Raw genomic sequence first — 12,271 nt, forward strand, 5'->3', positions numbered from 1 at the left:
AAAAAATACACCCTAGTAGCTAAATCCTTAAAAGCTTTAGAGTGAATTAGACTTTGACAAGCCTTGGACTTTGAAGTGCTTGTAAGCTCACTTTGGCTAAAAGCATTTAACGCTTCGTCTAATTGAGTTTTTATGCTTTGATTTTTAGGATCCTTCAAGACTTGATTTTTTAAATCTGCTATATTTTGGGCTTTGCTTTTTTGAGTATTATCAACTATAAATGCCAAAAGCAAAACACTTTCTTTATCCACAAAAAGCACTTTAAAACACTGCTCATCATTTCCCACGCTAAAATCAAGCTCTTTGGCGGAATTTTGTAAATTTGATAAGTCTTCATTTTTTATATTTGCTACATTACTCATTGAAGCTATATTTGAGAGACTTTCATTTTTTAACACATAAGCACTTATATCATTGATAAAAGTTTTTAAATTTCCCAAAGCTTGAGCCGTGCTTGCTTCATCTTTACTTGTGCTAAATTTTGGCAGGGCAACCGCAGCTAAAACCCCAAGTATAATTACCACAAATACAAGCTCTATAATAGTAAAAGCCTTTTTCATAACACACCTTGTAAATTTTTTACTTTAGGGCTTATAAGATCATCTTCTATATTTACAAATTCTTTACGCTCATAAGCTTCACAAGCTGCTCTTGCTATCATCAAAGCATTGTCTGAGCAATACTCAAGTGGAGCTAGCAAAAGCTCGCATTGATAGCTTTGACATAAATGCTCTATTTGACTTCTTAAGCTTAAATTTGCACTAGCTCCACCTACTATACCAAAGCGTTTAAATTTATACTCTTTAAAAATTTTTTCTAATTTGTTTAAAATATGAGCTATAGCTGCTTTTTGAAATGCAAAGGCGATTTTACTTTTACGCTCTAAGCTTAACTCTTCTTTTAAAATTTCCAAACGCACTTGGTTTTTAAGTCCTGAAAAGCTATAAGCTAAGTCTTTAGAATGAAGCAAAGGTATGCTAAATTCTAAATCACTTTCTTTTGCATTTTTAGCTAAATTTTCTATGATAGCTCCACCAGGATATCCAAGATCCATCATTTTTGCTACTTTATCAAAACTTTCTCCAAAGCTATCATCGGTTGTTCTTGCTAGCTCTGTGATTTTACCTTGCCCATCGATAAAAAGCACCATAGTATGCCCACCACTTACAAGCAACACACCCATATCAAAACTAGCTTTTTTATCTAAAAACATAGAGTAAATATGCCCTTTTAGATGATTGATAGCTATGAGTGGTAAATTTAAACTAATAGCAAGCATTTTAGCCATAGCAACCCCACCTATCAAACTCACACTAAGACCAGGTTCATTTGTAACTGCTATGGCGCAAAGCTTATCAAAGTATTTTTGGCATTTTTCTAAAATTTTAGGTAAGGCTTCACTGTGCAATCTTGCTGCAAGCTCAGGCACCACCCCTCCATAAACACTATGAGCATTTTCTTGAGAAATTTTTGTATGAAAAATGCATTCAAAGCTGTTTTTATCTATGATAGCAATAGAACTATCATCACATGAGCTTTCTATGGCAAGGATTAAGCTTTTCATTGAAATTCCACTAAAACCATACCGATAAATTTGTCTTTTTGTTCTGCTTTTTCTATGGCTTTTACAGGTATGTTTGCTTTTTTAATTTCTTTAAAATTTGTCTTTTTTTCCAAAGCTTGATTGGTTAAATTTGCTTTTTTTAACTCATAAAATTCCACTCTATAAATTTTTCTTTTTTTATCTAAAGAATAACGACTTTGCATTTGATTTTTGCTAATTTCTATACCACTTTCATCAATGCCTCTATCAAAACCTATAACATTAACTCTTACACCCACAATAGAAGGAATTTTAAAGCTATTTTTTACCATAATTTTTTGAGCAAAAGTTGTTTGTATGTTTTTACCATCTACTATCATTTCAACACTATCTAGAGCATTTGAAAATTCAAAGTATTCAGGGTATAGTCTTGTTTGCAAGCGATTACCGTAATTGACTGAGTATGAATTAGCATTTGAAATCACAGCTGTAATTTCATTGCTTGCTTCATAATTTAAAGCTTGATTAACAGGAAAAGGTAAGAAATTTATAGCATTAGTAGGTTTATCAAGATAAAGTAAAATTTTATCATTAAAAAGTTTTACTTCTAAAGGCTTTTCAATAGCTCTATAAACTCCATTTGGAGTTAGCTCAAAAGCTCTTTGAAATTCTATATTTGCCTTTTTTAAATAATACTCCACCGCCAAAAGATGATAATACACTCTTAAATGTGTTGGTAAATTTTTACTCGCTTCATTAGCAAAGGCTGCTTTGTGATTTGACACCACAAAATAAGTCAAAGCCTTTAACATATCTTTATCATTACTTTCTTGGGTTTTGGTGTTTTTTAAATGATATTGATGTTCTTCTTTTACTAAAGCTTTGTTGATATTTTCCACCGCTTCTTTAGCTATGCTTTCTAAATCTGCATATTTAGTAGAATTTACCTCGCTTTGATCGATAATGCTAGTGTTACCCCAGCGGTTTGGGTTTTTATCCTTACTTTCATATTGTGGTCTATAAAAACCACTTCCATCATGTAAATTTATGACCATATTAACTTCAGGATCCAAAATAAGCTTTTTTATACGCTCTATGGTGTGAAAATCAGGATCACTTTCATCTATATGGGCAAATTTTCTATTTAAATCTCCAAAATTTCCTCTATTTCTAGCAATAATACTTTCAAAAGCCAAATTTGGCGCAACGATGATTTTACCTTTAGTGATATTATAATCACTCAAAAGCAAACTAGCCGCATGAAATCCACCTGGCTCATCTCCTTGTATGCCTCCAAGGATTAAAACTGTATTGTTATCATCTAAACTTTTTCCTTTTTCTTTAACACTAAATTCTAAAGCAAAAACCACATTTATAAAAATCAAAACACTTAAAAAATATCTCACTTCACTTCCTTATCTAAATAAAGCCTTACTTGTTTATCGTACTCAAAAACATCTTCAATTTGGTTAATCTTTGGCACACCAAAATGATCCAGTGCTTTAAAAATGCCCTTGGCTATATCTAAAAACTGCACTTTTTGGGCTAAAAATTGATACACCATATACTCATTTGCACTATTTATAATCACACCTAAATCAGGCTCTTTCAAAAGTTCATCTTTGAGTGAAAATATAGGATATTTTTTTAAACTAATTTTTTCAAATTTTAAACTTGAAATGGCTAGTAAATCTAAATTTTCTATAAAGCTTTGATCATGCTCATCTAAAATCGCTTGAGCTATAGATAAACGCATATTTGCATGAGAAAAATACGCGCTTATACCACCATCTTTAAATTCACACAAAGCATGCACTAAAGATTTTCTTTCTATCAAAGCATCTATTTGCTTAATACCATAAAGATGATAAGCTTCAATGATTTCAAAAAGCTTATTGCACATACTAGCACTATCTATGGTGATCTTAGTCCCCATACTCCAGTTAGGGTGTTTAAGGGCTTCTTTTACGCTGACATTTTTTAAATCTTTGATTTTATAATTATAAAAAGCCCCGCCACTTGCTGTGATGAAAAGCTTTTTAATATCTTTTCTTTTATCTATCAAACACTTTAATGCTGCGTGTTCGCTATCTATGGCTTTAATCTTAGAAGTGTCAAAAAATTTCCCTGCTACTACTAGGCTTTCTTTGTTTGCTAAGGCTAAGGTTTTACCAAGTTTTTGCGCCATAAGACTTGAGTTTAACCCTGCAAAACCTACTATAGCATTTACCACTAAAGAGCTTTTACACTCAGTTATCATCGCTTTTAAGCCCTCTTGGCCACAAAAAACATTATCATGATCAACTAAGGTTTTATCTTTTTCATCTTGAATACATACAAATTTAGGCTTAAAAAGAGCTATTTGCTCATTTAAAAGCTTGATATTTTTACCACAAGATAAAGCTTCTATGCTTATATTTTTTTCTTTAGCGATAAAAAGAGTATTAACCCCTATACTTCCCGTACTTCCAAGTACAATCATACTAAAGTTGCCATTGCAAATGCTGCAATGATAACAGCATCAATTCTATCTAAAACTCCCCCATGTCCTGGGATTAAATTACCACTATCTTTAATACCTGCTTGTCTTTTAAAATAACTCTCAAGTAAATCCCCTATCACAGCAAAAATAGCTACGATTAAAGATATATAAATACTTTTTACCAAGCTAAATTCAAAAGAGCCTATGATAGTTCCTAAAATCCCCGCACAAACTATGCCACCCACAACCCCTTCTAAAGTTTTATTTGGACTTGTTGGAGAAAAAGCTCTCTCACCAATGAGTTTTCCTATAAAATACGCTCCACTATCACAAGCAACAACAATCACTATAAGCCAAAACAATACAAACATACCCTCATAGCTTAATACTTGATAAAGCATTAAAATAGGCAAAGTAGGATATATATAAGGCATAAGCTCATTTAAATTTTCACTTTTTTTATAAACTAAATATCCCAAAATCAAAATCAAAGCCATAAGGCCTATAAAGAAAGGTTTGTCTAAAAATGCTCCTATTGCAAAAATACATAAAGCTACAAAAACACTTGCATGTTTGCTTTTAAACATAGCTTTTGCTTCATTAAATGCCAAAAACAATAAAACACCAAAAATAGCAAAATTAATCAAAAAATTATCCACTAAAGCAACAACAGCTATCACAGCTATCATCACAATAGCACTAAGAATTCTTGTCTTTGAAAACATTTTTATCCTTTCTATATACTTAAATCAAGCAAATGAGAACTTTTTTTAACTACTTCTTGTTCTTCTTGTTCTTCTTCATCTTCTTGCTCTTGTTCTTGATGATGCTTAGAATGCTTTTTTTCTTCCTCTTGCCTTTCTTTTACTTCATCACTTACTTCATGAGTTTGATTAACTTTTTCAAGTTTTTCAACTGCCTTTTCTTTTGCTTGAAATTCACTCATATTTACTAAAGTTGCAAAAGAATCTTTTGCTAATTCGTTACTTGCTTGTGCTGAATGTACTGGCGCATTTTGGTTAGCAAAATGAATACCACCTATGGGACTTATAGGCATACTTACTCCTTTAAAATGCTTAAAGTCTTATAATTTGTATAATTTACAAAAGCCTTCTCTCTCACCTTAACAAAATTCTTACTCGTATAATCGACCAAATAAGCTCCAGAGCTTAGCTTAGAAAATTCCACACAAAGTTTTGCTGCAAATTCTAGCACTAATTGACTTATTTTTAATTTATTTGAAGTAATGATCACATGTGCACTAGGATAATCTTTCACATGCAACCAAATATCATCTTTTTTAGCTATTTTTAACAAGTATTCATTAGCTTTTTCATTGCGTCCTACGCTGATTTTAAACTCATCAAAATAAAAGCTGCTAACTCCCACATTTAGTTCTTCTTTTTTAGTTTTTTTAGTTTTTTTAGGCATTAAAACTTCTAATTCTCGTAAAGAAGCGCTTTTAACAATTAAGTCTTTTAAATTTATTAAAAAATCAAGTTTTTCACTTAAAATTTCTCTTTCTATATTGACATTTTTAGCCTTTTGTTTTAATTTTTTTGCCATTTTATAAAATTCATTCGCACTGTTTTTAGGAGTATCTTCGAGCTTAAAAGCAAGCTCATTTGCATTAAAATCTTGTAAAATAAATTCTCTTTGATAATCTTTTAAAGAATTTAAATTAGCAAATAAAACATCTGCTTTTTGGCTTAATTCTTGAGCCTTTTTTAATAAATCACTTTCTTGCTCTAAATTTTCTATACTCTCTTTAAGAGTAAAGATTTTTTTATCTACATTTAAAAGTTTATTTTCTTTAATATCTTTTATGCGCTCTTGCTGTAACTTTTTAGCACTTTCTTTAAAATACGCATTAAAATCATCAATTTTTATAAATTCTTCTTTGATTTCATAAGCTCTTAGTGCTTGAAGTTTTTCGCCTATTTTTACAACGCGGTAGCTTTTATCTATATGACGCAAAGCTTCTATGATAATATCATCGGTGTCTGTGATGATTACATTGGTGTTTTTTCCTGTAAATTCAAAATAAATCTTAGCTCCATAAGCTTTGTAAGATTTTTCTGATAAAACTTCAAAAGATAAAATTCTATTATTTTCTAATACTTCTAAATTTAAAATCTTTGCATTAGAGAAGTATTTTTTTAGCATAAAATCAAAAGGTGCATTATAGACTTTTGCTTGGAGTTTATCTTGGTAAATTCCACTTTTTCCACGCGTTAAGTCTAGTATAAAAGCTTGATGATCTAAGCTAAGCTCTAAGATATTATCATCAAGGCGTTTGAGATAATTTAGTCTTTGAAATTGTTTAAAATAATCTTTTATTTGTATTAAATCTGTATATTTCATAAATATATTATAAAATATTTTGATGAATTTATGAGGTTTTTTATGAGTGAAAAAATTCCCTATCCTTGTGTGATTTTATGTGGTGGAAAGTCTTCACGCATGGGAGAAGATAAAAGCTTATTACAAGTAGATGATAAAAACTTAACTCTTTATCAGTATGAAAAAATGTCAAGAATTTTCACCCAAGTTTTTATTAGCACCAAAAAAGATAAATTTCACCAAAAAAACTTAGCTCTTATATTAGATGAAGATTTAAACAACTACTCCCCACTCATTGCTTTAAATTCTATACTTAAACATTTTCAAAATACCTATGTATTTATCCTTAGTGTAGACACTCCAAACATAAGTAAAGAAAGTTTTTATAAGCTTTTTGATCATCTAAAATCACAAAATATACTCTTAGCAAGTACAAAAAAACACAAGCATTATTTATGTGGATTTTATCATGGTAGAATTTTTGGAAAAACTTTGCAATTTTTACAAGAAAACAACCACAAACTAGCCTTTTTTTGTGATACAATGAAAGCAGAATTTATAGAATTTGAAAATGAAAATGAATTTATAAATTTAAATTATTTTAATGAATACAAAAAGTGGCTTCGTGAAAAAGACAATTCTACCTATACTATGTGCCTTTAGTGCTTTAAAAAATCTTGGCACAGAAAAATCATACAATCCTTTTGGTATTAGCACGCATAATCTTAGTTATTTTATGCCTGTTTCTTATAATTTTAGCAAAAAAGATTATAAAAGCCTAAATTTCAAATTAGTCTTAAAAAAACTCTTTTTGAAAATCTTTTAAGTTTAAATGAAAGTTACAACATAGGCTATACACAAATTTCATGGTGGCAACTTTATGAACATTCATCGCTTTTTAGAGAGACTAATTATTTGCCTGAATTTTTCATCAATTTTCCTATAAGTGGGCATGGAACTACGGTGAGAATCTTATTGAGTATAATAAATCTTCGAGCAGATTCTTAAGTGGAATTTTGCTAATATATTAAAATGGAAAAATTATGCTTTATTAAGTTTATCATTAATAATGAAAAGTCTTTTAAAAGATTATGTGAGTTGTTTAATTATATTAAAATTTTAAAAGATGAAAATTTACAAATAGAAGATTTATACACAGATGAAAGTATATATAATTTTTATAGCAAAAAAGAATTAGAATATTTCTCAAGCAAAGATTGCTGGGAGCTTGATGATATTTTTGATTGTATAGGAAATGGAGAATATTATTTTCATTCCATAGAAAAAATAGAGGAAAATATTGCCAAATTATATTTTTACCCCGTTTCTTTTCCTTATGGTGGAGTTGAACCTATAATCGAGTTTATAAAATCATTCCAAATGAAAATTCTTACAATTGATTGTGGTTATATGGAAAGATTTGAATATTAAAAGTCTTTTAAGACTTTTAATATTAAAGCAAGCAAAACGCTATAACACTACCTAATATAAGCAAAGAGCCATTAAAACACAAAAAGGTTGGTATACAAGTATCTTTTATATGATCGCCTTGCTTATCTGCATTGAGCCCTACACTCACCCCCAAAGTCGTTTCACTAGCAGGTGATCCTGCATCACCTAAAGCTCCAGCAACGCCGATGATAAAAATAATCGCAGCAGGTGAAAAACCAAGCTCTATACATATAGGACAAAATAAAGCAGCAATGATAGGAATAGTACCAAAAGAACTACCTATGCCTATGGTGATTAAAAGCCCTATAGCTAGCATGATAAAAATAGCTAAAAAGTGACTTTGCTCCATAAAAGGCACACTTGTTTTTACAAGCTCAGCTATACCACCACTTTGTTTTAAAACCTCTCCATACCCCGAAGCAACAAGCATTACAAAAGCTATATAACCCATGATTTTAAGCCCATCATCAAAAACCAGATTAACTTTGTTATACTCTACTCCACCTAAAATCACCATCAACACAAAACCTAAAAGCCCTGATAAAGGTAAATTGTGCGTTAAAATTTGTAAAATCAAAGTCAATCCAAGACCAGCTAAAACACCCCACTCTTTTTTGCTCATTTTTAAATTTTCAAAATCCACTTTGGCAATTTGCTCTTCTTGATATTCTCTTGGTTTAGCATAAAATACAAACACAGCCAAAAATAAACCAACTAACATACAAATAGCCGCAAAAGCCATAGTTTGAGAAACTTCTCCTAGGCTAATTTGCACTCCATTTGAATTTAAATTATCCACAAGCAAAGTTTGAAAAATAAGCCCAAATCCCAAAGGCACGACCATATAAGGTGTGGTAAGTCCAAAAGTTAACGCACAAGCAATAGCCCTGCGATCTATTTTTAATTTATTAAAAAGTTTCAACAAAGGCGGAATCAATAAAGGCACAAAAGCTACATGGATAGGAATTAAATTTTGTGAAAAACAAGCAATAAGCGCTAAAGAAAGTATAAGTAAATATTTTTTATGTGAAATATAATGCGAAACTATTTTAATCAAATATGCTGTTAGATTAGTTTTTGATATAGCAGCAGCTACCGCTCCAAGCAAAATATAACTTAGTGCTGTTTGTAAATTTCCTTGCATACCATCGATTAAAACTTTCATAGAATCCATCATAGCTTGTGGAAGTTGAGTAAAAAACTCTATCAATGTCAAATGCTCTACATTCATAAATTTAGACCAAATACCTACAAAAAGTCCAGAAAGCAAAACACTAAGCAAAACATTAAACCTAAAAAAGCACAAAAGCGTCATTAATAAAACGCCTATAAACACCGGATTAGTTAAAAGCATTACATTCCTTAAATTAAAATAATTGCACATTTTAAATAATTTTCTTTAAAATACCATTTAAGTTTAAAAAATTTAAGCAAAAATTGCAAAATAAAAGCATAAAATGATAGTTTTTACTTTAAAAAGGATACAAATGAGAAGTGATGCGATCAAAAAAGGACACTTAAAAGCACCAAATCGCTCTTTACTTAGAGCATGTGGTTTAAGTGATGATGATTTTAACAAGCCTTTTATAGGTGTGGCAAATAGCTATATAGATATCATTCCTGGGCATTTTTTCTTAAATGAATATGCAAAAATCATTAAAGATGAAATTCGTAAAAATGGTTGCATTCCTTTTGAATTTAACACCATAGGTGTGGATGATGGTATAGCGATGGGGCATGATGGTATGCTTTATTCTTTGCCAAGTCGTGAAATCATTGCAAACTCTATTGAAACAGTGATGAATGCGCACCAACTTGATGCACTAATTTGTATCCCAAATTGCGATAAAATCACTCCAGGTATGCTCATGGGAGCTTTAAGAGTTAATGTGCCGACTATTTTTGTTAGTGGTGGGCCTATGAGAGCTGGGGTAAATAAACATGGAGAAAAAATCAGTCTAAGTTCTGTTTTTGAAGCAGTGGGTGCTTATGAAGCTAAAAAAATCAATGAAGATGATTTAAAAGATATAGAATGTAAAGCTTGTCCTAGCGGGGGATCATGCTCGGGCATGTTTACTGCAAATTCTATGAATACTTTATGTGAAGCTATGGGTATAGCACTTGAAGGAAATGGAACTATTTTAGCACTTAGCAAAGAAAGAGAAGAACTTTTAAGAAAAGCTGCGCGTAGAATTTGTGAAATTGCACTAGATGAGCATTTTAAAATTCGCAATATCATCACTAAAAAGTCCATTAGCAATGCTTTAGTTGTTGATATGGCTATGGGCGGAAGCTCAAATACTATCTTACATATGCTTGCCATTGCTTATGAAGCGGGTGTAAATTTGGATATAAAAGAACTTAATCACATCAGTGCTAATGTGGCCCATATAGCCAAAATCGCTCCATCTTTGAATACTGTTTATATGGAAGATATACACAAAGCAGGTGGAGTAAGTGCAGTAATGGCTGAAATAGCTAAAAAACCAGGCCATATTTTAGAACTTGATACTCTAGATATTAGTGGAAAAACTTTAAAAGAACGCATTGAAACTGCTAGCATTAAAGATGAAAATATTATAAGAAAAATAGACAATGCCTATTCAAATGTAGGTGGGCTTGCTGTGCTTTTTGGAAATTTAGCCGAGCAAGGCTGTGTGATAAAAACTGCAGGTATCATGGGCGAGCGTAAATTCAAAGGCAAAGCAGTTTGTTTTAACTCTCAAGAAGAAGCCATTAAAGGCATTATAAAAGGCAAAGTTAAAGAAGGCAATGTATGTGTAATACGCTATGAAGGACCAAAAGGTGGACCCGGTATGCAAGAAATGCTTAGTCCAACCTCATTACTTACAGGCATGGGACTTGGTGCTAAAGTAGCACTTATAACAGATGGACGTTTTAGTGGGGCCACAAGAGGGCTTAGTATAGGTCACATTTCTCCTGAAGCTGCTGAAGGTGGACTTATAGCGCTTTTAGAAGATGGTGATGAGATAGAAATTGATGTAGATGTTTATAGTATTAATGTAAAATTAACCCAAGATGAAATCGCTAAACGCAAAGCAAATTTTAAAATACCTCATAAGCAAGTAAATTCAAGATGGCTTAAAATGTATCAAAAACTTGTGAGTAATGCTAGCAAGGGTGGTGTTTTGGACTTAGAATAATTTTCTTAATTTCTTTAAGAAATTAAGAAATATCTTTTTAAATGTAAAACAAATATGAAAAATTATGTTAAAGTGGCCGGGAGAAAGGGATTCGAACCCCTGGAGGTGTGACCCTCAACGGTTTTCAAGACCGCCGCTTTCGACCACTCAGCCATCTCCCGTAAAAGAATAAAAATATCAAGTATTAACATCGCATTGGAGGCGACATCCGGATTCGAACCGGAGATCAAGGCTTTGCAGGCCCATGCCTTACCGCTTGGCTATGTCGCCTTGAGTTACCAAAAAGTGGTGCCCGAGGCCGGACTTGAACCGGCACGGAAGAAAAATTCCGAGGGATTTTAAGTCCCTTGTGTCTACCAATTCCACCACCCGGGCGGGTGATTAATGGAGCGGGAAACGAGATTCGAACTCGCGACCCCAACCTTGGCAAGGTTGTGCTCTACCCCTGAGCTATTCCCGCAAATAAGTTGAAATTATACAATTTAAAACTTAAATACACATAAAATGCACTTAACATTGGCTTGTAATCGTCATAATTTTTCTATTTAAAAAGAATTAATTTTATTTTTTTCTAATTTTTTCAGCAGTAAAATACACGATCAAAATTACACAAGGAGTATAAATGTTTAAATTTAACAGTTTATCTAATAAGCTAACTATGATAGCTTGTTTTCTAATAGCAATTATACTAATAGTTGTAAATATAATTAGCTATTATGAATCTAAAAAAAACACCGCCTATTATCTTGAAGCAATTCAAACAAAAACTATGCTAGATGTCAATTCAGCTTATGAAATATACTCAAAAAGCAAAAGGAATGCAATTGAATCTATAGTTAAATTTATACAAAAAAATCCGCAAGTTAACACAAACGAATTGTTTGATATTCTTGAAACAATTAAAGAATCTGCTGGATTTAATGTAGTATATGTAGGTTTTGATAATGATGGAAAACTATATCAATCCAACAGAATAATAAGAAGTCCTGAAACCACAGGTTTTGATGCTAGAACAAGATCATGGTATCAAGAAGCTAAAGCAGAAGGGAAGCTAGTTGTATCTAATCCATATAAAAGTATAGAAGATGATTCTATAACTGTTTCATATACAGCACCAGTATATATTAATGGAAAACTTTTAGCAGTGATTGGGGGTGATTATAACCTTCATACTTTTGCAAAAGATGTACTTGTAATGGGTCATTCTGATAGCTCTTATGCAGGTGTGTATGACAAAGAAGGAACAATAGTTTTCCACGAAGACAAAGATAGAATGCTAACAAAAAA

12 protein-coding genes, 4 tRNA genes and 1 pseudogene are annotated in these 12,271 nt (G+C 31.5%); 5 read left to right on the plus strand and 12 right to left on the minus strand.

The window, feature by feature from the left end; genetic code table 11:
• The 7 genes from L8X40_RS07930 to L8X40_RS07960 form a co-directional block, all read right to left on the minus strand.
• Window positions 1-560 (minus strand): type II secretion system protein (locus tag L8X40_RS07930; protein WP_263667644.1); only part of this gene is annotated, 560 nt, incomplete at its 3' end.
• The gene (tsaD, locus tag L8X40_RS07935) at window positions 557-1,564 is read right to left on the minus strand and encodes a tRNA (adenosine(37)-N6)-threonylcarbamoyltransferase complex transferase subunit TsaD (RefSeq protein ID WP_214136346.1); all 1,008 of its coding nucleotides are present in this window, start codon (window positions 1,562-1,564) and stop codon (window positions 557-559) included. The genes tsaD and L8X40_RS07930, both read right to left, overlap by 4 nt.
• Window positions 1,561-2,949: a M99 family carboxypeptidase catalytic domain-containing protein gene (locus tag L8X40_RS07940; RefSeq protein ID WP_263667645.1), complete on the minus strand. Its 1,389-nt coding sequence runs from the start codon at window positions 2,947-2,949 to the stop codon at window positions 1,561-1,563. Before L8X40_RS07940 ends, tsaD begins: the two co-directional genes overlap by 4 nt.
• Window positions 2,946-4,025, minus strand: coding sequence for a 1-deoxy-D-xylulose-5-phosphate reductoisomerase (dxr, locus tag L8X40_RS07945; protein WP_263667646.1), 1,080 nt, complete (start codon window positions 4,023-4,025; stop codon window positions 2,946-2,948). The genes L8X40_RS07940 and dxr overlap by 4 nt, the downstream gene beginning before the upstream one ends.
• Window positions 4,022-4,750, minus strand: coding sequence for a phosphatidate cytidylyltransferase (locus L8X40_RS07950; protein WP_214100772.1), 729 nt, complete (start codon window positions 4,748-4,750; stop codon window positions 4,022-4,024). The genes dxr and L8X40_RS07950 overlap by 4 nt, the downstream gene beginning before the upstream one ends.
• 11 nt (window positions 4,751-4,761) lie before the next feature.
• Window positions 4,762-5,082: a hypothetical protein gene (locus L8X40_RS07955; protein WP_087700493.1), complete on the minus strand. Its 321-nt coding sequence runs from the start codon at window positions 5,080-5,082 to the stop codon at window positions 4,762-4,764.
• Window positions 5,083-5,084: 2 nt separating this feature from the next.
• The gene (locus tag L8X40_RS07960; RefSeq protein ID WP_263667647.1) at window positions 5,085-6,389 is read right to left on the minus strand and encodes an NFACT RNA binding domain-containing protein; all 1,305 of its coding nucleotides are present in this window, start codon (window positions 6,387-6,389) and stop codon (window positions 5,085-5,087) included.
• Window positions 6,390-6,431: 42 nt separating this feature from the next.
• Here L8X40_RS07960 and L8X40_RS07965 point away from each other — a divergent pair, with 42 nt between their 5' ends.
• The 3 genes and pseudogenes from L8X40_RS07965 to L8X40_RS07975 all read left to right on the plus strand — a co-directional run bounded on the left by L8X40_RS07965 (window position 6,432) and on the right by L8X40_RS07975 (window position 7,799).
• Window positions 6,432-7,031 carry an NTP transferase domain-containing protein gene (locus L8X40_RS07965; protein ID WP_263667648.1) on the plus strand — a complete coding sequence of 200 codons (600 nt, stop codon included), beginning with the start codon at window positions 6,432-6,434 and terminating at the stop codon, window positions 7,029-7,031.
• Between the two features lies 1 nt (window position 7,032).
• A pseudogene (locus tag L8X40_RS07970) lies at window positions 7,033-7,313 on the plus strand (phospholipase A); the annotation flags it as partial.
• Between the two features lie 87 nt (window positions 7,314-7,400).
• Window positions 7,401-7,799 carry a hypothetical protein gene (locus L8X40_RS07975; RefSeq protein ID WP_263667649.1) on the plus strand — a complete coding sequence of 133 codons (399 nt, stop codon included), beginning with the start codon at window positions 7,401-7,403 and terminating at the stop codon, window positions 7,797-7,799.
• Between the two features lie 22 nt (window positions 7,800-7,821).
• On the opposite strand, the gene L8X40_RS07980 is transcribed toward L8X40_RS07975, so the two are convergent.
• Window positions 7,822-9,174: a Na+/H+ antiporter NhaC family protein gene (locus L8X40_RS07980; protein ID WP_391527402.1), complete on the minus strand. Its 1,353-nt coding sequence runs from the start codon at window positions 9,172-9,174 to the stop codon at window positions 7,822-7,824.
• A 133-nt stretch (window positions 9,175-9,307) separates the two neighbouring features.
• Between L8X40_RS07980 and ilvD the strand changes: the two genes are divergently transcribed.
• The gene (ilvD, locus tag L8X40_RS07985; protein ID WP_263667650.1) at window positions 9,308-10,984 is read left to right on the plus strand and encodes a dihydroxy-acid dehydratase; all 1,677 of its coding nucleotides are present in this window, start codon (window positions 9,308-9,310) and stop codon (window positions 10,982-10,984) included.
• Window positions 10,985-11,057: 73 nt separating this feature from the next.
• On the opposite strand, the gene L8X40_RS07990 is transcribed toward ilvD, so the two are convergent.
• The 4 genes from L8X40_RS07990 to L8X40_RS08005 form a co-directional block, all read right to left on the minus strand.
• Window positions 11,058-11,145, minus strand: a tRNA-Ser gene (locus L8X40_RS07990).
• Window positions 11,146-11,180: 35 nt separating this feature from the next.
• Window positions 11,181-11,254 (minus strand) — tRNA-Cys (locus L8X40_RS07995).
• Between the two features lie 16 nt (window positions 11,255-11,270).
• Window positions 11,271-11,359, minus strand: a tRNA-Leu gene (locus L8X40_RS08000).
• Between the two features lie 10 nt (window positions 11,360-11,369).
• Window positions 11,370-11,444 (minus strand) — tRNA-Gly (locus L8X40_RS08005).
• A 162-nt stretch (window positions 11,445-11,606) separates the two neighbouring features.
• Here L8X40_RS08005 and L8X40_RS08010 point away from each other — a divergent pair.
• On the plus strand, window positions 11,607-12,271 hold a 665-nt coding region (locus L8X40_RS08010), incomplete at its 3' end, for a cache domain-containing protein (protein WP_263667651.1).

It is taken from the genome of Campylobacter sp. CNRCH_2013_0855, from assembly GCF_025773025.1.
In the GTDB taxonomy this organism is placed as follows: Bacteria; Campylobacterota; Campylobacteria; order Campylobacterales; family Campylobacteraceae; genus Campylobacter_D; species Campylobacter_D jejuni_C.

Coding starts and splice junctions, on each gene's coding strand:
- L8X40_RS07975 (WP_263667649.1), top strand. CDS start 7,401: ATGGAAAAATTATGCTTTATTAAGTTTATCATTAATAATGAAAAGTCT.
- L8X40_RS07960 (WP_263667647.1), bottom strand. CDS start 6,389: ATGAAATATACAGATTTAATACAAATAAAAGATTATTTTAAACAATTT.
- L8X40_RS07950 (WP_214100772.1), bottom strand. CDS start 4,750: ATGTTTTCAAAGACAAGAATTCTTAGTGCTATTGTGATGATAGCTGTG.
- dxr (WP_263667646.1), bottom strand. CDS start 4,025: ATGATTGTACTTGGAAGTACGGGAAGTATAGGGGTTAATACTCTTTTT.
- ilvD (WP_263667650.1), top strand. CDS start 9,308: ATGAGAAGTGATGCGATCAAAAAAGGACACTTAAAAGCACCAAATCGC.
- tsaD (WP_214136346.1), bottom strand. CDS start 1,564: ATGAAAAGCTTAATCCTTGCCATAGAAAGCTCATGTGATGATAGTTCT.
- L8X40_RS07980 (WP_391527402.1), bottom strand. CDS start 9,174: ATGCTTTTAACTAATCCGGTGTTTATAGGCGTTTTATTAATGACGCTT.
- L8X40_RS07955 (WP_087700493.1), bottom strand. CDS start 5,082: ATGCCTATAAGTCCCATAGGTGGTATTCATTTTGCTAACCAAAATGCG.
- L8X40_RS07965 (WP_263667648.1), top strand. CDS start 6,432: ATGAGTGAAAAAATTCCCTATCCTTGTGTGATTTTATGTGGTGGAAAG.